Origin of the sequence: Rathayibacter sp. VKM Ac-2929 (genome assembly GCF_022815495.1) — a bacterium.
GTDB classification, from domain to species: Bacteria; Actinomycetota; Actinomycetes; order Actinomycetales; family Microbacteriaceae; genus Rathayibacter; species Rathayibacter festucae.
Genome location: NZ_JALGRV010000001.1, coordinates 388,137 through 404,916 on the forward strand (window position 1 = coordinate 388,137; position 16,780 = coordinate 404,916).

The window sequence follows — 16,780 nt, forward strand, 5'->3', positions numbered from 1 at the left end:
GGCTGATCCGGACGCTATCACAATTTCGAGTGCGTACTCGAAATTGGCGGACGGCACCGCTCGGTCGCTCCGAGTGCGCGCTACGCTGGGCGATCGACCGGCTGCGCAGCCGGCACTTCGAGGGCGAGGAGCGGCTGATGGCGGAGGCGGGCACCACCCGGAGCGCGCGCCGCGGCCCCTACGCGAAGTCGGCCGAGCGGCGGCGCGCGATCATCGAGGCGGCGCACGCGGTCTTCGCCGCCCGCGGCTACGCCCGCGGCTCGCTGCAGGACGTCGCCGACCGGGTCGGGCTCAGCCAGACGAGCCTGCTGCACTACTTCCCGTCGAAGACCGATCTGCTCCTGGCCGTGCTGCAGCACCGCGACCGGATCACCGGCGACGGCTCGACGCCCGTCGATCCCGAGGAGGGGCTCGTCGAGGGCATCGTCCGCCAGACCCGCTACAACGAGACGGCGCCCGGGGTGATCGAGCTCTACGCGGTGCTCTGCGGCGAGTCGACGACCGACGAGCACCCGGGGCGCGACTTCTTCGCGTCGCGCTTCCAGCGGCTGCGCGCGGACTACGCCGGCCAGCTCCGGGAGCTGCGCGCCGCGGGCCGGCTGCGCGAGGGCGCGGATCCGGACCGGGTGGCCGCCTCGATCATCGCGCTCTGGGACGGCATCCAGCTGCAGTGGCTGCTGGAGAACGACGCGGTCGACATGGTGGCCTGCCTGACCGACTACCTCGACCTGATGATCCTGCCCGCGCCGTAGGCTCCGGGCATGACTCTCACCCAAGGCTCCGGCTGGCTCTGGTTCGCTCTCGCGATCGTCACGGCCGGTCTCGCCGAGCAGAAGGGCCGCTCGCGCTGGCGCTGGTTCGTGCTCGGGCTGCTGCTCGGCCCGATCGCGACGGCGCTCGTCGTGCTCTGGGCGCGACCGGAGGCCGGGGTGGCGACCGACGTGCGCTGGAACTTCGCGATCGGCGCCGGCGTCGCCGCGGTGGCGCTCGCGCTCGTCGCGGTCACGTCGGCGCTCTGGCTGCTGCTCGTCCCCGCGGCGGTCGCGGCGCTCGTCGCCGGGCTGCTCGCCTGGCTAAGCCGCCGCGTCCCGTACGAGCGCCTGCCCCGCTGACGAGCGTCCCCCTGCTGGTCGATCAGCCGCGCAGCGGCGTATCGAGACCCCGGTCCGCCGGCCTTACGGCAGCAGGCGGGTCGGGCCGCGGAAGAGGTAGGTGACCTCGCGCAGGTTGGCCTGGCCGAGCATCAGCATGATCACGCGGGAGAGGCCCATGCCGAAGCCGCCGTGCGGCGGAACGCCGTAGCGGAAGAAGTCGAGGTAGAACTCGAGCTCCTCCGGCTCCAGGCCCTTCTCGCGCGCCTGCTCGACGAGGACGTCGACGCGGTGCTCGCGCTGCGCACCGGTGGAGATCTCGACGCCGTTGTAGATGAGGTCGTAGCTGTTGGTGATCGTTCCGTCGCCCTCGCGGCGCATGTGGTAGAACGGCCGGATGCTCGAGGCGTAGTCGGTCAGGAAGACGAAGTCGTGGCCGAACTCCTCCTGCACGAAGGCCGCGATGCGGCGCTCGCCCTCGGGGTCCATGTCGTCGTCGGCGCGGGGCACCTCGTAGCCGCGCTCGGCGACGATCCGCTTGGCCTCGGCGAGCGGGATGCGCGGGAACGGCGTGGTCGGCACGCGCAGGTCGATGTCGAAGAGCGCCTTGATCGCCTCGCCGTGCTTCTCGACGACCGCGGCGAGGCCGGCGACGATGAGCTGCTCGTGCAGCTCCATCACGTCCTCGTGCGAGTCGATCCAGGAGACCTCGGCGTCGACGCTGGTGAACTCGGTCGCGTGCCGCGAGGTGAAGCTCGGGTCGGCGCGGAACGCGGGCCCGACCTCGAAGACCTTGCCGAAGCCGGCCGGCTGCGCCATCTGCTTGAAGAACTGCGGGCTCTGCGCGAGGTACGCCTTGGTCTCGAAGTACTCGACCTCGAAGAGCTCGGCGCGCGACTCGGAGGCGCTCGCCATCAGCTTCGGGGTGTGGATCTCGATGAAGTCGTGCTCGATCCAGTACGTGCGCAGCGCGTGCTCGAACGTGGTCTGCACCCGGGCGATGAGGTTCTGCTCGGGGCGGCGCAGGTCGAGGAAGCGCCAGTCCATCCGCTTGTCGATGCCGGAGTCGGCCGCGATCGGCGCCTCGGGGATCGACGCGCTGACGATCTCGAGCGACTCGAGCTTGACCTCGAGGCCGCCGAGCTTGACGCGCTCGTCGTGCTTGAGCTGGCCGGTCACGCTGACGAACGAGCCCTGCGCGAGCCCGGAGATCGCCTCGGTGATCGCGAGCTTCGCGGCGGAGGCGTCGTCGCCCTCGACCGCCTCGCGGACAGCCGGGTTCACCAGCTGCACGGCGCCGGACTCGTCGCGGAGGACGACGAACTGCACCTTCTTCTGATCGCGCACGGTCTCGACCCAGCCGGCGACGCGCACCGGCCCGTCCTCGAGCGCGGCGAGCTTGCTGACGGTGGTTCGGGGGAGGCGGGTCTCGTCGGTCACGGTAGGGGAGTCTACCCGCGGGGTCCGCTGAGGGGTCAGCGCAGCACGCCCAGGCGGCGGGCCGCCGAGACGGCGGCGGTGCGGGAGGCGACGCCGAGCTTCGCGAACACGTGCGCGAGGTGCGACTTGACGGTGGTCTCGGTCACGAACAGCCGGGCGGCGACCTCGGTGTTGCTGAGGCCCTGGGCGACGAGGGCGAGCACCTCGGTCTCGCGGGCGCTGAGCCGCGGCGCGGGGGAGCGGAGCCGCTCGAACAGCCGCGCGGCGACGGCGGGGGCGAGCGCGCTCTCGCCGGCGGCGGCCGCGCGGATCGCCGCGAGCAGCTCCTCCGGCGGCGCGTCCTTGAGCAGGTAGCCGCTCGCGCCGGCCTCCACCGCGCCCAGGATGTCCGCGTCGGTGTCGTAGGTCGTCAGGACGAGGACGGAGGGCGGCTCGGCGGAGGAGCGCAGCGCCCGCGTCGCGTCGACGCCGGTCTCGCGGTCGGCGCCGAAGCGCAGGTCCATCAGCACCACGTCCGGGTGCAGGCGGGCGGCGGCGCTGATCGCCTCCGCGGGGGAGCCGGCCTCGCCGACCACGGTCAGCCCGTCCTCCGCGCCGATCAGCGCGCGCAGCCCCGCGCGGACGATGGGGTGGTCGTCGACGAGGAGGACGCGGATCACGCGGCGCCTCCCGCGGGGAGCTCGGCGCGGACCGTCGTCCCGGCCGGCGAGGAGTCGACGTCCAGCCGCCCGCCGAGCTGCTCGGCCCGCTCGCGCATCGCCCGCAGGCCGAAGGAGTCCTGCCGCGTCGAGGGGGTGTCCGCCTCGGGATCGAAGCCGGCCCCGTCGTCCGCGATCTCGAGGCGGGCGGTGCGACCGTCGCTGCGGAGCGTCAGCGCGACCGTGCTCGCTCCCGAGTGCTGCAGCGCGTTCGCGACCGCGCCCTGCGCGAGCCGGAGCAGCGCCGTCTGCGTCTGCATCGGCAGCGCGCGGCCGTCCTCGGCGTCGACCGTCACGACGACTCCCGAGCGCTCCCAGTGCGTGGCGGCCAGTCGCCGCAGCGCTCCGTCGATGCTCTCGCTGTCGAGGGCGGGCGGGGCGAGCTCGCGGATGAAGCGCCGGGTCTCGTCCAGATCGGCCGCCGCCGTCTCCCGGGCGAGGCGGACGTGCTCGATCCCCGGCCGCCCCGGGTCCGCGCGCTCGGCCGCGTGCAGCAGCATCTGGATGCTGGAGAGGCCCTGCGCGACGGTGTCGTGGATCTCGCGGGCCAGCCGCGAGCGCTCCTCGGCGACGGCGGCTGCGCGCTCGCTCGCGCCGAGCCGGTCGCGGGTGGCGAGCAGCTCGGCGAGCAGCTCCTCCCGCTCGCGCGCCTCCCGGGCGAGGGCGCGCGCGGCGAGGCCGATCAGGATCGCGATCCCGGCGGCGATCACCGGGCCGACGACCCCGCCGATGCTCCACCGGTCGTTCCAGCCGAGCGCGGCGACGGCGATGGCGGTGAGGCCGAGCACCGCGGCGATCGCCGCCCGCGGGGGCAGCACGTGCATCGCCAGGAAGAAGAGCGGGAACGCGAGGTAGGCGGCGTCGGACTCGAGCAGGACGAGGGCGGCCCAGGCGAGGGTCACTCCCGCGAGCCACAGCATCCCGCGGCGCCGCGAGCGGGCCGTCCAGCGCGGCCCGGCGAGGTACGCGCCGAGCAGGAGGAGGCAGAGCAGGAGCACCGCCGGAGTGCGCGGGCCGGGCTCGACGAGCGTGCGCACGGCGACGAGGGCGAGCAGGCCGCCGACCAGGAGGTGCAGTCCCGCGCGCAGTCCCGTCAGGACGGGGGCGAGCGGAGTGTGCGGCACGGGGGAACGCTACGCACCGCGGGGCTGCCTGTCATCGTGCGAAAGGAGGAGGCGGCCGTCCCTCGAAGAGCGGGCGGCGCCCCAGGTCGACCGCACGATGCGCTGGATCCGCGCCGCTTCCAGGCTGGAGGGGCCGCCGATCCCCGCGGCATCGACTCCCTGGAGGTCCCCGTGTTCGTCGCCTGGCGCGAGCTGCGTTCCGCACGCGGCCGATTCCTGCTCATCGGCGCAGTGGTCGCGCTGCTCACCCTCCTGGTCGGGTTCCTCTCCGGCCTGACCGGCGGTCTGGCCCTGCAGAACGTCTCGGCGGTGCTCGGCGTCCCCGCCGACCGCCTCGTCTTCTCGGCCGGCGACGACGCACCCTCGTTCGCCGACTCCTCGGTCACCGCGCAGCAGGAGGCGGAGTGGGCGGCGCTGCCGGGCGTCGCGTCCGTCGAGCCGCTCGGCGTGCTGCAGGCCCGGGCGGAGGCGGGCGGAGCGCGCGTCGCGGTCGCTGTCCTCGGCGTCGACGCGGCGCTCGGGGCTCCCGCCGACCCGGGCGGCATCGCCCTCTCGGCCCCGGCGGCGAGAGCGCTCGGCGTCGGAGTCGGCGACACCGTGAGCCTCGCGGGCGCCTCCGCCGTCGTCTCCTCGATCGGCGGCGACGACTGGTACAGCCACACCCCCGTCGTCCGCCTCCCGCTGGCCGCCTGGCAGGCGCTCGCGGCCTCGCTCGGCACACCGGCCGACGCGACCGTCCTCGCGGTGCGCGGCTCGCCGGACTGGGCAGCGGGGGAGGCGGCGATCGGCACGGTCTCGCGCGCTCCGCTCGCCGCGCTCACCGCGATCGGGTCGTTCCGGTCCGAGATCGGCTCGCTGCTGCTGATGGTCGCGATGCTCTTCGGGATCGCCGCGCTGGTCGTCGGCGCGTTCTTCACGGTCTGGACGATGCAGCGCTCCGGCGACATCGCCGTGCTGAAGGCCCTCGGGGCGTCGACGCGCTCGCTGCTCCGGGACGCCCTCGGCCAGGCCCTCGTCGTGCTGGTCGCCGGGACGGGGGCGGGGCTGCTCGCCGTGGTCGGGCTCGGGAGCCTGGCCGGCTCCGCCCTGCCCTTCCTGCTCAGTCCCGTGACCACGCTGGCCCCGGCCGCGCTGATGATCGCGCTGGGACTGCTCGGCGCCGCCGCGGCCCTGCGCGCCGTCGTCTCCACCGACCCCCTCACCGCACTCGGGAGCGCACGATGATCGAACTGCACGACGCCACCCTCACCTTCGACGACGGCGGCTCGCGCCTCACCGCCGTCGACCGGGCGAGCCTCGACTGCCGGCCCGGGACCACGACCGGGCTGACCGGCCCGAGCGGCTCCGGCAAGTCCAGCCTGCTCGCCCTGGCGGCGACGCTGATCCGCCCGGACTCCGGCCGCGTGCTGATCGACGGTGACGACGTGTCGCGCCTGTCCCGGGCGGGGGCGGCGCGGCTGCGCCGCTCCCGGATCGGCATCGTCTTCCAGCAGGCCAACCTGCTGCCCGCGCTGACGGCCCGCGAGCAGCTGCTGGTGATGGACCGGCTCGGCGACCGGCGGCGCTCCTCGGCGTCGGCGCGGGCGGACGAGCTGCTCGCGGTGGTCGGCCTCGCGGACCGCGCCCACGCCCGCCCGGCGCAGCTCTCGGGCGGTCAGCGGCAGCGGGTGAACATCGCCCGCGCGCTGATGAACGCGCCGTCGGTCCTGCTGGTCGACGAGCCGACGAGCGCGCTGGACACCGAGCGCGGCGCGGCGATCATCGACTTGATCGTCCGCCTCACCCGGGAGCGCGGCACGGCGACGCTCCTGGTGACGCACGAGGAGGCGCACCTCCCGCGGCTCGACCGCGTGGCGACGATGCGGGACGGCCGGCTGTCGGCCGGCGAGCCGAGCGTCGCGGTGCCGGCCGGTCGGCGGTCCGCGGCGCGGTAGCGTCGCCCGCATGAGCACCGCACTGATCACCGGAGCGTCCACGGGCATCGGCGCCGCGTTCGCGCGCGCCTTCGCCCGCCGGGGCTTCGACCTCGTCCTCGTCGCGCGCGACCGGGGCCGGCTCGAGGAGGCGGCCGCCGCCTTCCGCGCGCTCGGCGCCCCGCGCGTCGAGGTGCTGCCCGCCGACCTCTCCGACCGCGACGACGTCGAGCGGGTGCGCGTCCGGCTCGTCGACCCCGAGCGGCCCGTCCGGGTGCTGGTCAACAACGCCGGCTTCGGGATCGACGGCAGCTTCGCCGAGCCCGACGTCGCGGCGCAGGACGAGGCGTTCGAGGTGATGGTCCGCTCCGTGTCCGTGCTCTCGGGCGCCGCCGCGCAGGCGATGGTCGGCCGGGGGCGCGGGGCGATCCTCACCGTGTCGAGCGTCGCCGGCTTCGTGCACCTCGGGCCGTACTCGGCGATCAAGGCCTGGGCGACGGCCTTCACCCAGTCGCTGGCGGTGGAGCTGCGCGGTACGGGCGTGCGGGCCGCGGCGCTCTGCCCGGGCTGGGTGCGCACCGAGTTCCACGAGCGCGCGGCGATGGACACCGCCTCGATCCCCTCCTTCCTCTGGCTGGACGCGGACGCGGTGGTCGAGGAGTTCCTGCGCGACGTGGCGCGCGGCTCGGTCGTCTCGATCCCCTCCTGGCGGTTCGGCGTGCCGATCAGCGTGGTGCGCCACCTGCCCGGCTCCCTGGTCCGCCGGCTCTCCGCGGCGGTGAGCGCGCGGCGCTGACCGCCCGCCGCAGCCGGGCACGGCAGAGGTGCGGATCGGCCGTCCCTATTCCCGGCGTTCCTCCACGCGGCGTTCCGTACACTTGACGCTCGTGGTTGCCGATCAGATCCATCTCGTGCGGCACGGCGAGGTCTTCAACCCCGACCGGGTCCTCTACGGGCGACTCCCGCACTTCCGGCTCTCGGACCTGGGCAACCGGATGGCGCGCGCCGCCGCCGACGACCTGCTCGAGCGCCGCCGCCCCGTCACGGCGCTCTTCGCCTCGCCGCTGCAGCGCACGCAGGAGTCGGCCCAGCCGATCTCGCAGGCCTTCGAGCTCGAGATCGTCACCGACGAGCGCCTGATCGAGCCGACCAACCGCTTCGAGGGCAAGCGCGTCGCCGCCCGCAACTCGGCGCTCAAGGACCCGCGCAGCTGGCCGCTGCTCCGCAACCCCTTCGAGCCCAGCTGGGGCGAGCCCTACCTCTCCATCTCGGCGCGGATGTATGCGGCGCTCGAGTCCGCCTGGCAGGGCACGGCCTCCGGCGACGCCGCGCTCGTCAGCCATCAGCTGCCGATCTGGACCACCCACCGCGCGATCGCGGGGGAGAAGCTCTTCCACGATCCGCGCAAGCGCCGCTGCGCGCTGTCGAGCATCACCACCTTCGAGCGCCGGGGCGACCGCTTCGTCGAGGTCGGCTACTCCGACCCGGCGGCCGGCCTCCAGGGCCTCGCGACCGACGTCGGAGCCGTCTGATGCGCCGCACCCGCGCGCTCGGCGTGCTCGTGCTCGTCGGCGCCCTCGCGCTGAGCGGCTGCACCCGCGACAAGCTCGCCGAGGACTACCGGCAGGGCACGAACAACGGCTTCATCTCGGGCGACGGCACGATCAAGGAGGTCCCCGTCGACCGGCGGGGCGAGGCGATCGAGTTCACCGGCACCGACGAGGACGGCGCGACCATCGACTCCGCCGATCTCGCCGGCCGCGTCGTGGTGGTCAACTTCTGGTACGCCAGCTGCGCTCCCTGCCGTGCCGAGGCGGCCGATCTCGAGACGGTCAACACCGAGTTCGCCGACCAGGACGTCTCGTTCGTCGGCGTGAACGTGCGCGACCAGGCGCCGACGGCTGCCGCGTTCTCCGCGAACTACGGACTCACCTACCCCTCGATCGTCGACACCGACTCCTCGGTGCAGCTCGCCTTCACCGGCGAGGTGCCGCCGAACGCGGTGCCCACCACGATCGTCCTCGACAAGGAGGGCCGGGTCGCCTCGCGCATCCTCGGCCAGCTGCAGGAGGCGTCGATCCTCTCGACGCTCGTGGGCGACACGCTCGCGGAGTCGGAGTAGCGCGGTGAGCGAGGTCGTCATCAGCGGCCAGCTCCTCCTCGCGGTGCCGATCGCGCTGCTGGCCGGGCTGGTCTCTTTCGCGTCGCCCTGCGTGCTCCCGCTCGTGCCGGGGTACCTCGCCTACGTCGGCGGCTTCACCGACGCCGGCGAGCGCGCCGCCCGGGGCCGCCGCCGGGTCGTGCTCGGCGTGCTGCTGTTCGTGCTCGGCTTCTCACTGGTCTTCGTGCTCTTCGGCGTCGCCGCAGGCTCGATCGGCTTCTGGCTGCGCGCCTACGCCGACGTCATCACCCGCGTGCTCGGCGTCTTCGTCATCGCGATGGGGCTGGTCTTCATCGGCCAGCTCTCCTTCCTGCAGCGCACCGTCCGGCCCGGCTTCCGCCCGGCGACCGGGCTGATCGGGGCCCCGCTGCTCGGCATCGTCTTCGGCGTCGGCTGGACCCCCTGCCTCGGCCCGACGCTGACCTCGATCCTCGCCCTGAGCTACGGCGCCGGCTCGCCCTGGCGCGGCGCGCTGCTGACGGTCGTCTACTGCCTCGGCCTCGGCATCCCCTTCCTCCTGGTGGCGTTCGGCTTCAGCTGGGTGACCACCACCCTCGCGTTCGTGAAGCGTCACATCCGCGTCATCAACATCGCCGGCGGCGTCGCCCTCGTCCTGATCGGAGTCCTGATGGTCACGGGCCTGTGGAACACCCTCGTCTACGGAGCACTCTTCGAGGTGATCAATGGCTTCCAGCCCGCGCTCTGAGTCCGACTCGAGCACCGAGTCCGACTCGGGCACCGACGCCTCGGCAGGCGCCGACGCGACCCAGCAGAAGGCGGACGCGTCCTTCCGCCCCGCCGACCACTTCGACTCCGACGGCTCGATCACGCAGCCGACCCTCGGCTTCACCGGCTGGGTCCGCTGGATGTGGCGCCAGCTCACCAGCATGCGCACCGCGCTGTTCCTGCTGCTGCTGCTCGCGATCGCGGCGGTGCCGGGCTCGCTCGTGCCGCAGCGCTCCTCCGACCCCAACGGCGTCACCCAGTACTTCGTCGACAACCCGGACCTCGCGCCGCTGCTCGACAAGGTCCAGGCCTTCGACACCTACACCTCGGCGTGGTTCTCGAGCATCTACCTGCTGCTGTTCGTCTCGCTGATCGGCTGCATCATCCCGCGGACGAAGCACCACTTCGAGGCGATGCGCTCGAGGCCGCCGCGCACCCCCGCCCGCCTGCAGCGCCTGGCCGGCTACACCGTCCGCGAGGTCGAGGGCGCGAGCGAGGAGGAGGCCGTCGCCTCCGCGCAGGCCGTCCTGCGCCGGGCGGGCTACCGCACCGAGCGCCACGACGACCCGCGCGGCCGCTGGTCGAGTGTCTCCGCCGAGCGCGGCTACCTCCGCGAGACCGGCAACCTCGTCTTCCACTCCGCCCTGGTCGGCATCCTCGTCGCCGTGGGCATCGGCGGCGGCTTCGGCTACAGCGGCCAGCGCGTGCTGGTCGAGGGCTCGCAGGGCTTCGCGAACAACCTGGCCGGCTACGACTCGTTCAACCCGGGGCGCTTCTTCGACAGCGGCCAGCTCGATCCGTACCAGCTGACCCTCGACTCGCTCGACGTGCAGTACGAGGAGCGGAACCAGCAGGCCCTCGGGCAGCCGGTCGACTTCACCGCGCACGTGACGACCACCGAGCGCGGCGGCGACTCCTCCGACGAGACGATCAAGGTCAACGACCCGCTCGCGATCGGCGGCACCAACGTCTACCTGCTCGGCAACGGCTACGCGCCGACGATCACGGTGCGCGACCCCTCGGGGACGGCGATCTTCACCGACTCCGTGCCGTTCCTGCCGCAGGACGCGAACCTCACCTCGGTCGGCGTCGTGAAGGTGACGGACGGTCTCGCCGAGCAGGTGGGGCTCACCGGCTTCTTCTACCCGACGCAGGACGAGCTGCCCTCGGGAGCATCGACCTCGATCTTCCCGGACCTGCAGTACCCGGTGCTCTCGCTCAACGTCTTCGAGGGCGACCTCGGCCTCGACGGCGGCGTCCCGACCTCGGTCTACGTGCTGAACACCGACTCGCTCACCCGCCTCACCGGCGGGCAGACCGGCGTGCCGTCGATCACGCTCAAGCCGGGCGACTCCGCCGAGCTGCCGAACGGCCTCGGCACGGTGACCTTCGACAACGTCGGAGCGGACACCTCCGTCGTCGGGACGGACAGCGTCAAGCGCTTCGCCTCGTTCGACATCCACCACGACGCGACCCAGGGCTGGGTGCTGCTCTTCGCGATCCTCGTGCTCGCGGGACTGCTCACCTCGCTGTTCGTGCCGCGGCGCCGGGTGTGGGTGAAGGCGACGAGCGGGGCGGACGGCGGGCTGACGCTCGAGTACGCCGGGCTCGCCCGCGGCGAGGACCCGCAGCTGACGCGCGCCGTACGGACGATCGCGGACCGGCACGCTCCGCTCGACCAGCCCTGACGACGGCCGGCCCGACGTCGATCTGCTCCGACGCCGGCCGGCCCTGACGGCGGCCGGCACCGGACTCCTCAGGGGTCGCGGTCAAGTGATCCAACCTGTGCATGTGTGCAGGGGCGCCTCACGGCGCCGTCGCTTACCCTGGAGGGGTGATCGAGACCCTCTCGCAGTACTCCGTGCTGTGCCTCTACTCCGCCATGGGCATCTACGCCCTGGCCTTCATCTTCTTCGCCATCGACCTGGCCCGGCGCTCGTCGGTCGCCGACGGCGACTCGATCGAGGTCGTCCGCGAGGCCGAGCGGGTCGCCTCCAGCGCCGCCGCCGACCGCGCGGCGAGCGGCAAGGCCACCGTCGCCACCGGAGCAGCCTCCGCCGGCGGCAACGGACGCACCGCGACGCTCTCCCGCCTCGGCAGCCGCGTCGAGGACGAGGTCTACAACGCGCCGTCCCGCTCGAAGGCGATGCGGATCGGCTTCTCGCTCACGCTCCTCGCCTTCGTCCTGCACCTCGGCGCCACCGTCCTCCGCGGGATCGCCGCCGGCCGGGTGCCGTGGGCCAACATGTACGAGTTCTCGATCACCGGGACCGTCCTCATCATCGGCGTCTTCCTCGCCGTCCAGCTGCGCTGGGACCTCCGCTTCCTCGGGGCGTTCATCACCGGCCTCGTGCTGGTCCTCCTCGGCGTCGCGACCGTCAACTACTACGTCGACGTCGTCCCGCTGCCGCCGGCACTGCAGTCCTACTGGCTCGTCATCCACGTGCTCGTCGCGATCCTCGGCACCGCCTTCTTCGCGCTCGGCTTCGCGCTCTCCGTCACCCAGCTGCTCCAGTCGCGGAGGGAGACCAGCGGCGAGAGCGCCCCCTCCGTCCTCCGCTTCCTGCGCACCCTGCCCAGCTCGCTGACGCTCGAGAACCTCGCCTACCGCGTCACGATCATCGGCTTCATCCTCTGGACCTTCACCCTCATCGCCGGCGCCGTCTGGGCCGAGAAGGCGTGGGGCCGCTACTGGGGCTGGGACACCAAGGAGGTCTGGACCTTCATCATCTGGACCATCTACGCCGGCTACATCCACGCCCGCGCCACCCGCGGCTGGCGCGGCACCCCCTCCGCCTGGCTCGCGATCATCGGCTTCTCCGCCGTCATGTTCAACTTCGGCGTCGTCAACGTCTTCTTCAAGGGGCTTCACGCCTACTCCGGCCTCGACACCGGCATGTGATCTGCGGGCGCTGGTGGGCGCGCTCGCGGCGTTGTCGTCGGGGTCCGTAGCTCCCGCTACGCACCCCTCCTCCGCCTTGCGATCACACCCACCAGCACCCGCAGATCGGTACTGACGGGGGTGGGGCCGTCGCTGCGCGACGAGCCTCATGAGCACAGCCGTCGCTGCGCGACGAGCACTCGGGAGCACAGCCGTCGCTGCGCGACGAGCACTCGGGAGCAGGGCCGTCGCTGCGCGACGAGCCTCCTGAGCACAGCCGTCGCTGCGCGACGAGCTCCTCCTGGGGACGGCAGCGCCGTTCGCAGAACGGTCGGCGCAATCATGCTGGTCGAGTAGCCCCGCAGGGGCGTATCGAGACCCACCGTTCTCAGCAGGGTGGTCTGCAGATTCGCCTGCTGGCGTCGGTGGATCTCGATACGCCCGCTGCGCGGGCTACTCGATCAGCATGAGGGGCGCGGTCCGCAGGGCCGCGGGGCGGCCTCACCCTTTTGAAGACCGCGGGGCGGCCTCACCCTTCTGCTGGTCGAGTAGCCCCGCAGGGGCGTATCGAGACCCACCGTTGTCAGCAGGGCGGGCCTGCAGACTCGCCTGCTGGCGTCGGCGGATCTCGATACGCCCGCTGCGCGGGCTACTCGATCAGCATGAGGGGCACGGTCCGCGAGATCGCGGGGCGGCCTCACCCTTCTGCTGGTCGAGTAGCCCCGCAGGGGCGTATCGAGACCCGCTGTTGCCAGGAGGCTGCGTCTGCAGACTCGACCTCGGGCAGTGGCGGATCTCGAGACGCGCGCGGTGCGCGCCACTCGATCGGCAGGGGGTGCGGAGGCGGTCAGGCGCCCGTGATCACGTCGATGAGGTGGGGCGCGAACGGCTCCGCCAGCGCGAGGACGAAGCGGGTGCGGGCGCCCTCGGGGTGCACGTCGCGGTAGAGGCCGCGGAGGTCCGGGAGGGTCTGGCCGCGGCCGGGACCGAAGGAGGTGTCGACCTCGACGGGGACGCGCGGAGCGGAGGTGAGCTCCAGGGCGCCGACGGCGATGGCCGCGGCCATCGGGTCGTGCAGCGCGGCGGTCCGGTCGCCGAAGTGGCCGACGTAGAAGTCGAAGTAGTAGTCCAGCGCGTGGCCGATCGCGGACGCCAGCGGGTCGGCGGAGCGGATCAGGACGTCGCGCTGCTCCTCGTCGAGCAGGTGCTTCATCGTCACGTCCAGCGGGACGAGCGTGAGGTCCCAGTCCGCGGCGACGACCTCGGCGGCCGCGGCCGGGTCGTGCCAGATGTTCGCCTCCGCCACCGCGGTCACATTGCCCGGCGCGAGGCCGGCGCCGCCCATCACGGTGACCGAGTGCAGCAGCGACGGCAGCTCCGGGTGCTTGCGCAGTGCGAGCGCCAGGTTCGTCAGCGGCCCGATCGCGACCAGCCGCAGCTCGCCCCCGTGCTCGCGGGCGAGGCGGAGCAGCAGGTCCGCGGGGTCCTCGTCGACCGGCTCCGCGCCGACGGGCAGCAGCACGCCGCCGATGCCGTTCTCGCCGTGCACGTGCGGGGACCCGCCGGAGTAGGGCTCCTCGAGGAAGTCGTGCGCGCCGACCGCGACGGGGACGTCGGTCCGGCCGGCGAGGGCGAGCAGGCCGAGGCTGTTCACGGCGGCCTGGCGGGCGTCGGTGTTGCCGCTGACGGTGCTGATGCCGACCAGCTCGGCGAGCGGCGAGCGCAGCAGGTAGGCCAGGGCGAGCGAGTCGTCGATGCCGGTGTCGCAGTCGAGGAAGACGGGGACGGTGGGTGCAGTCACGGGACTCCGATGCTCGAAGGGGGAGGGGTGCGGCGGGCATCGGCGGCCGGAGCAGATCCATTCTGGCCCTCCGGCGGCGCCGCCCCGACCGCGGGTAGCCTGAACCGGTGCCCGCCGTCCGGCCGGTGCCCGAGACGAGGAGGGGCCCGTGCCGCGTCCGTCCCTCGTCGCGACCGTCGCCGACGCGCTGCTCGACGAGATCGTCGCCGGCCGCATCCCGATCGGCTCCGAGCTGCCGAGTGAGGGCGAGCTGGCCCTCGCGCACGACGTGAGTCGGGCGACCATGCGCGAGGCGCTCGGCCGCCTCCAGGGCCTCAACGTCATCGACGCGCGCCGGGGCAAGCGCGGCACGGTGAACCCGGTCGCGCGCTGGAGCGACCTGGAGCCGATCCTGCGGGCGACCGCCTCGGGCGTGGACTCCGCCGCGGCGTCGCTGCACCTGATCGAGGTGCGCGAGATGATCGAGACCGGCGCCTCGGCACTCGCCGCGGTCCGCCGCTCCGACGCCGACCTCGCACGGCTGGAGGAGGAGCTCGCGCGGATGACCGCCGCGCACGAGAGCGGCGACCTCGCGGGCTTCGTCGCCGCCGACATCGCCTTCCACGACGTGATCCTCGCCGCGACCGGCAACGTCTTCGTCGCCGCCGTCTTCGCGCCGCTCGCCAAGGTGATGCGGGCGAAGCGCGAGCAGACCTCCGCGCTGGTGCAGATCCAGCGGAACGCCCTGGTCAAGCACCGCGCGGTGCTCGAGGCGATCCGGGCCGCGGACGCGGACGCCTCCCGCGCGGCGATGGCCGACCACATCGCGCAGACGGCCGAGGATCTTCGGCGCTACGTGCTCTCCGGCGACGGCTCCTCCGGTCCCGACACCGACTCCACGAGGGCGGCCCGCGCGTAGCCGAGTGCGGCGACGACGAGCGGCCGCCAGCGCTCCAGCGCCGCGGTGTCGGGAGACTCGCGCGGCACGCTCACCCACTCGCGGAGGGTCCGCCTGCCCATCACGACCGGGTCGGCGTCGCCGCGCTCCACCAGCTCGAACGTGTCCGGCCGCGTCAGCTTCACGATCAGCCGGTCGTCCGCGCCGAGGAAGCAGACGATCCGCCCGCGGTGCCGGATCGCGGGGGAGCCGAACATCGTCGCGATGTCGACGTCGTCGAGCGCGGCGTGCTCGATGAGGTCCTCGAGCAGCTGCCGCCGGGTGGTGAGGGGGCTCGTCATGCCCGGAGGCTACTCGCGCAGGCACGCCCACTGCACGGCGATCATGCTGGTCGAGTAGCCCCGGAGGGGCGTATCGAGACCAGTCGTCGCTGAGAGGCGGGTCTTCGGACCGGCCTGTTGGCGGTGGTGGATCTCGATACGCCCGCTGCGCGGGCTACTCGATCAGCATGGGTGGGCGCGCTGCAGAGGCCGCTCAACCTGCTGCCGTGCACCCTTCCCCCGAGAGGCGGACTACTTGTAAGATATCTGATACCCCAGGACGAAGGAGTACCGGTGATCTCGGAGACGACGCTGCTGCAGCAGTACCCCGCGCAGGTGCCGGTCGAGGCCGCCGCCGTCGCCGCCACGCGGACGGCGCGCACGCCGGTGCTGGTCGTGCTGGACGACGACCCGACCGGCACGCAGTCCGTCGCCGATCTGCCGGTGCTGACCAGCTGGGCGGAGGAGGACCTCCGCTGGGCGCTCGCCACCCGCGCACCGGCCGTCTACGTCCTCAGCAACACCCGGAGCCTCGCGCCCGAGGACGCCGCCGAGCGCAACCGGGAGATCGTCGCGAGCGCGCTCGCCGCCGCCCGCGCCCTCGACGTCCCGATCGCCTTCGTCAGTCGCGGCGACTCCACGCTGCGCGGCCACTTCCCCCTCGAGCCCGACACCATCACCGACGCCCTCGACGGCGCGGTCGACACCGTCCTCCTGGTCCCCGCCTTCCCGGATGCCGGCCGGGTGACGATCGGCGGCGTCCACTACATGCGCGGCACGGACGGGCTCCAGCCGGTCGCCGAGACGGAGTTCGCCCGCGACTCGACCTTCGGCTACGCGCACTCCGACCTGCGCGAGTGGGTGGCGGAGAAGACGGAGGGCCGCTGGCCGGCCGACCGGGTCGTCGCGCTCGGTCTCGACACGATCCGCGCGGGCGCCGACGCGATCGCGGCCGTGCTGGCTCCGCTCCGCGGCGCCGTGCCGGTGGTCGTCGACGCCGTCACCGAGGACGACCTCCGGCTGCTGGCCCTCGGGCTCGCGCGGGCGGAGGAGGCGGGCCTCCGCGTGCTCTACCGGGTCGGCCCGCCGTTCGTCCGGGCGCGCATCGGCCAGGCGGTGCGCCCACCGCTCACCGCGGACGAGGTCTTCCCGAGCGGATCCGGCGCGGCCGATCGGTCCCGCGGCGGCCTCGTCGTCGTCGGCTCGCACGTCGGCCTCACCTCGCGGCAGCTGGCGCGGCTCGCGGCGACCGGCTCGCTCCGCGCGACCCTCGAGCTCGACGTCGACCGCGCCGTCGACCCCGACCGGGCGCCCGCGCACCTCGCCGAGCTCGTCGAGCAGGCGGTCGCCGCCCTCGCGGACGGCGACGTCGCCGTGCACACCAGCCGCTCGCTCCGCCGCACCGACGACCCGCAGGAGAGCCTCGACCTCTCCCGGCGCGTCTCGGCCGCGGTCGTCGCCGTGGTGCAGGGTGTCCTCGCCCGCGTCCGCCCGCGCTTCGTCATCGCGAAGGGGGGCATCACCTCGAGCGACGTCGCCTCGAAGGGCCTCGGCATCCGCCGCGCGATCGTGCGGGGCCCGATGCTGCCCGGCCTGGTCTCGCTCTGGGAGCCGGTCGAGGGGCCGGCCGCAGGAATCCCCTACATCGTCTTCGCCGGCAACGTCGGCGACGACGAGTCGCTGGCGCAGGTCGCCGCGACGCTCCGCGCTCCCGCGCTCTGACCGCGCACCCGCATCCGCCCCGATCC

The 16,780-nt window shown here is 73.4% G+C and carries 17 protein-coding genes; 12 read left to right on the plus strand and 5 right to left on the minus strand.

Features of this window, described 5'->3' with window-relative positions; all coding sequences use genetic code 11:
• The first annotated feature begins 29 nt into the window (after nucleotides 1-29).
• The gene (locus tag MT355_RS01710; protein WP_243598297.1) at nucleotides 30-752 is read left to right on the plus strand and encodes a TetR/AcrR family transcriptional regulator; all 723 of its coding nucleotides are present in this window, start codon (nucleotides 30-32) and stop codon (nucleotides 750-752) included.
• Nucleotides 753-761: 9 nt separating this feature from the next.
• Nucleotides 762-1,112 (plus strand): hypothetical protein, encoded by a 351-nt coding sequence (locus MT355_RS01715; protein ID WP_123446611.1) that lies wholly within the window; start codon nucleotides 762-764, stop codon nucleotides 1,110-1,112.
• 63 nt (nucleotides 1,113-1,175) lie between these two features.
• On the opposite strand, the gene aspS is transcribed toward MT355_RS01715, so the two are convergent.
• The 3 genes from aspS to MT355_RS01730 are packed head-to-tail and all read right to left on the minus strand — an operon-like array spanning nucleotide 1,176 to nucleotide 4,353.
• Nucleotides 1,176-2,531, minus strand: a complete 1,356-nt coding sequence (gene aspS / locus MT355_RS01720; RefSeq protein ID WP_243598298.1) for an aspartate--tRNA(Asn) ligase — start codon at nucleotides 2,529-2,531, stop codon at nucleotides 1,176-1,178.
• A 35-nt stretch (nucleotides 2,532-2,566) separates the two neighbouring features.
• Nucleotides 2,567-3,190, minus strand: coding sequence for a response regulator transcription factor (locus MT355_RS01725; protein WP_243598299.1), 624 nt, complete (start codon nucleotides 3,188-3,190; stop codon nucleotides 2,567-2,569).
• On the minus strand, nucleotides 3,187-4,353 hold the full coding sequence (locus MT355_RS01730; protein ID WP_243598300.1) for a sensor histidine kinase: 1,167 nt from the start codon (nucleotides 4,351-4,353) through the stop codon (nucleotides 3,187-3,189). The genes MT355_RS01725 and MT355_RS01730 overlap by 4 nt, the downstream gene beginning before the upstream one ends.
• A 171-nt stretch (nucleotides 4,354-4,524) precedes the next feature.
• Here MT355_RS01730 and MT355_RS01735 point away from each other — a divergent pair, with 171 nt between their 5' ends.
• The 8 genes from MT355_RS01735 (at nucleotide 4,525) to ccsB (ending at nucleotide 12,055) form a co-directional block, all read left to right on the plus strand.
• The gene (locus tag MT355_RS01735; protein ID WP_243598301.1) at nucleotides 4,525-5,577 is read left to right on the plus strand and encodes an ABC transporter permease; all 1,053 of its coding nucleotides are present in this window, start codon (nucleotides 4,525-4,527) and stop codon (nucleotides 5,575-5,577) included.
• Nucleotides 5,574-6,287 (plus strand): ABC transporter ATP-binding protein, encoded by a 714-nt coding sequence (locus tag MT355_RS01740; RefSeq protein WP_243598302.1) that lies wholly within the window; start codon nucleotides 5,574-5,576, stop codon nucleotides 6,285-6,287. The genes MT355_RS01735 and MT355_RS01740 overlap by 4 nt, the downstream gene beginning before the upstream one ends.
• Before the next feature lie 10 nt (nucleotides 6,288-6,297).
• Nucleotides 6,298-7,062 carry an SDR family oxidoreductase gene (locus MT355_RS01745; protein WP_243598303.1) on the plus strand — a complete coding sequence of 255 codons (765 nt, stop codon included), beginning with the start codon at nucleotides 6,298-6,300 and terminating at the stop codon, nucleotides 7,060-7,062.
• 91 nt (nucleotides 7,063-7,153) lie between these two features.
• Entirely contained in the window at nucleotides 7,154-7,798 is a 645-nt protein-coding gene (locus tag MT355_RS01750) for a histidine phosphatase family protein (protein WP_123446605.1), read from the plus strand.
• The gene (locus tag MT355_RS01755) at nucleotides 7,798-8,388 is read left to right on the plus strand and encodes a TlpA family protein disulfide reductase (protein ID WP_243598304.1); all 591 of its coding nucleotides are present in this window, start codon (nucleotides 7,798-7,800) and stop codon (nucleotides 8,386-8,388) included. Before MT355_RS01750 ends, MT355_RS01755 begins: the two co-directional genes overlap by 1 nt.
• A 4-nt stretch (nucleotides 8,389-8,392) precedes the next feature.
• Nucleotides 8,393-9,133, plus strand: a complete 741-nt coding sequence (locus MT355_RS01760; RefSeq protein ID WP_132437525.1) for a cytochrome c biogenesis CcdA family protein — start codon at nucleotides 8,393-8,395, stop codon at nucleotides 9,131-9,133.
• Nucleotides 9,111-10,841, plus strand: coding sequence for a cytochrome c biogenesis protein ResB (locus tag MT355_RS01765; protein ID WP_243598305.1), 1,731 nt, complete (start codon nucleotides 9,111-9,113; stop codon nucleotides 10,839-10,841). Before MT355_RS01760 ends, MT355_RS01765 begins: the two co-directional genes overlap by 23 nt.
• Nucleotides 10,842-10,987: 146 nt before the next feature.
• Complete coding sequence (gene ccsB, locus MT355_RS01770) at nucleotides 10,988-12,055, plus strand: c-type cytochrome biogenesis protein CcsB (RefSeq protein ID WP_374204627.1); 1,068 nt, start codon at nucleotides 10,988-10,990, stop codon at nucleotides 12,053-12,055.
• Between the two features lie 826 nt (nucleotides 12,056-12,881).
• On the opposite strand, the gene MT355_RS01775 is transcribed toward ccsB, so the two are convergent.
• Nucleotides 12,882-13,835 carry a nucleoside hydrolase gene (locus MT355_RS01775; RefSeq protein WP_243598306.1) on the minus strand — a complete coding sequence of 318 codons (954 nt, stop codon included), beginning with the start codon at nucleotides 13,833-13,835 and terminating at the stop codon, nucleotides 12,882-12,884.
• A 148-nt stretch (nucleotides 13,836-13,983) separates the two neighbouring features.
• On the opposite strand from MT355_RS01775, the gene MT355_RS21490 reads away from it, so the two are divergent.
• Nucleotides 13,984-14,733, plus strand: a complete 750-nt coding sequence (locus MT355_RS21490; RefSeq protein ID WP_243598307.1) for a FadR/GntR family transcriptional regulator — start codon at nucleotides 13,984-13,986, stop codon at nucleotides 14,731-14,733.
• Here the strand turns inward: MT355_RS21490 and MT355_RS01785 are convergent.
• Entirely contained in the window at nucleotides 14,667-15,053 is a 387-nt protein-coding gene (locus MT355_RS01785; RefSeq protein WP_243598308.1) for a hypothetical protein, read from the minus strand. The two genes, MT355_RS21490 and MT355_RS01785, sit on opposite strands and share 67 nt — an antisense overlap.
• Nucleotides 15,054-15,326: 273 nt before the next feature.
• Between MT355_RS01785 and MT355_RS01790 the strand changes: the two genes are divergently transcribed.
• On the plus strand, nucleotides 15,327-16,754 hold the full coding sequence (locus tag MT355_RS01790) for a four-carbon acid sugar kinase family protein (protein WP_243598309.1): 1,428 nt from the start codon (nucleotides 15,327-15,329) through the stop codon (nucleotides 16,752-16,754).
• Nucleotides 16,755-16,780 lie beyond the last annotated feature (26 nt).

What these genes read in the sequence shown, in the direction of transcription:
- MT355_RS01715 (WP_123446611.1), top strand. Translation starts at nt 762, where the DNA reads ATGACTCTCACCCAAGGCTCCGGCTGGCTCTGGTTCGCTCTCGCGATC.
- MT355_RS01740 (WP_243598302.1), top strand. Translation starts at nt 5,574, where the DNA reads ATGATCGAACTGCACGACGCCACCCTCACCTTCGACGACGGCGGCTCG.
- MT355_RS01745 (WP_243598303.1), top strand. Translation starts at nt 6,298, where the DNA reads ATGAGCACCGCACTGATCACCGGAGCGTCCACGGGCATCGGCGCCGCG.
- MT355_RS01755 (WP_243598304.1), top strand. Translation starts at nt 7,798, where the DNA reads ATGCGCCGCACCCGCGCGCTCGGCGTGCTCGTGCTCGTCGGCGCCCTC.
- MT355_RS01765 (WP_243598305.1), top strand. Translation starts at nt 9,111, where the DNA reads ATGGCTTCCAGCCCGCGCTCTGAGTCCGACTCGAGCACCGAGTCCGAC.
- MT355_RS01785 (WP_243598308.1), bottom strand. Translation starts at nt 15,053, where the DNA reads ATGACGAGCCCCCTCACCACCCGGCGGCAGCTGCTCGAGGACCTCATC.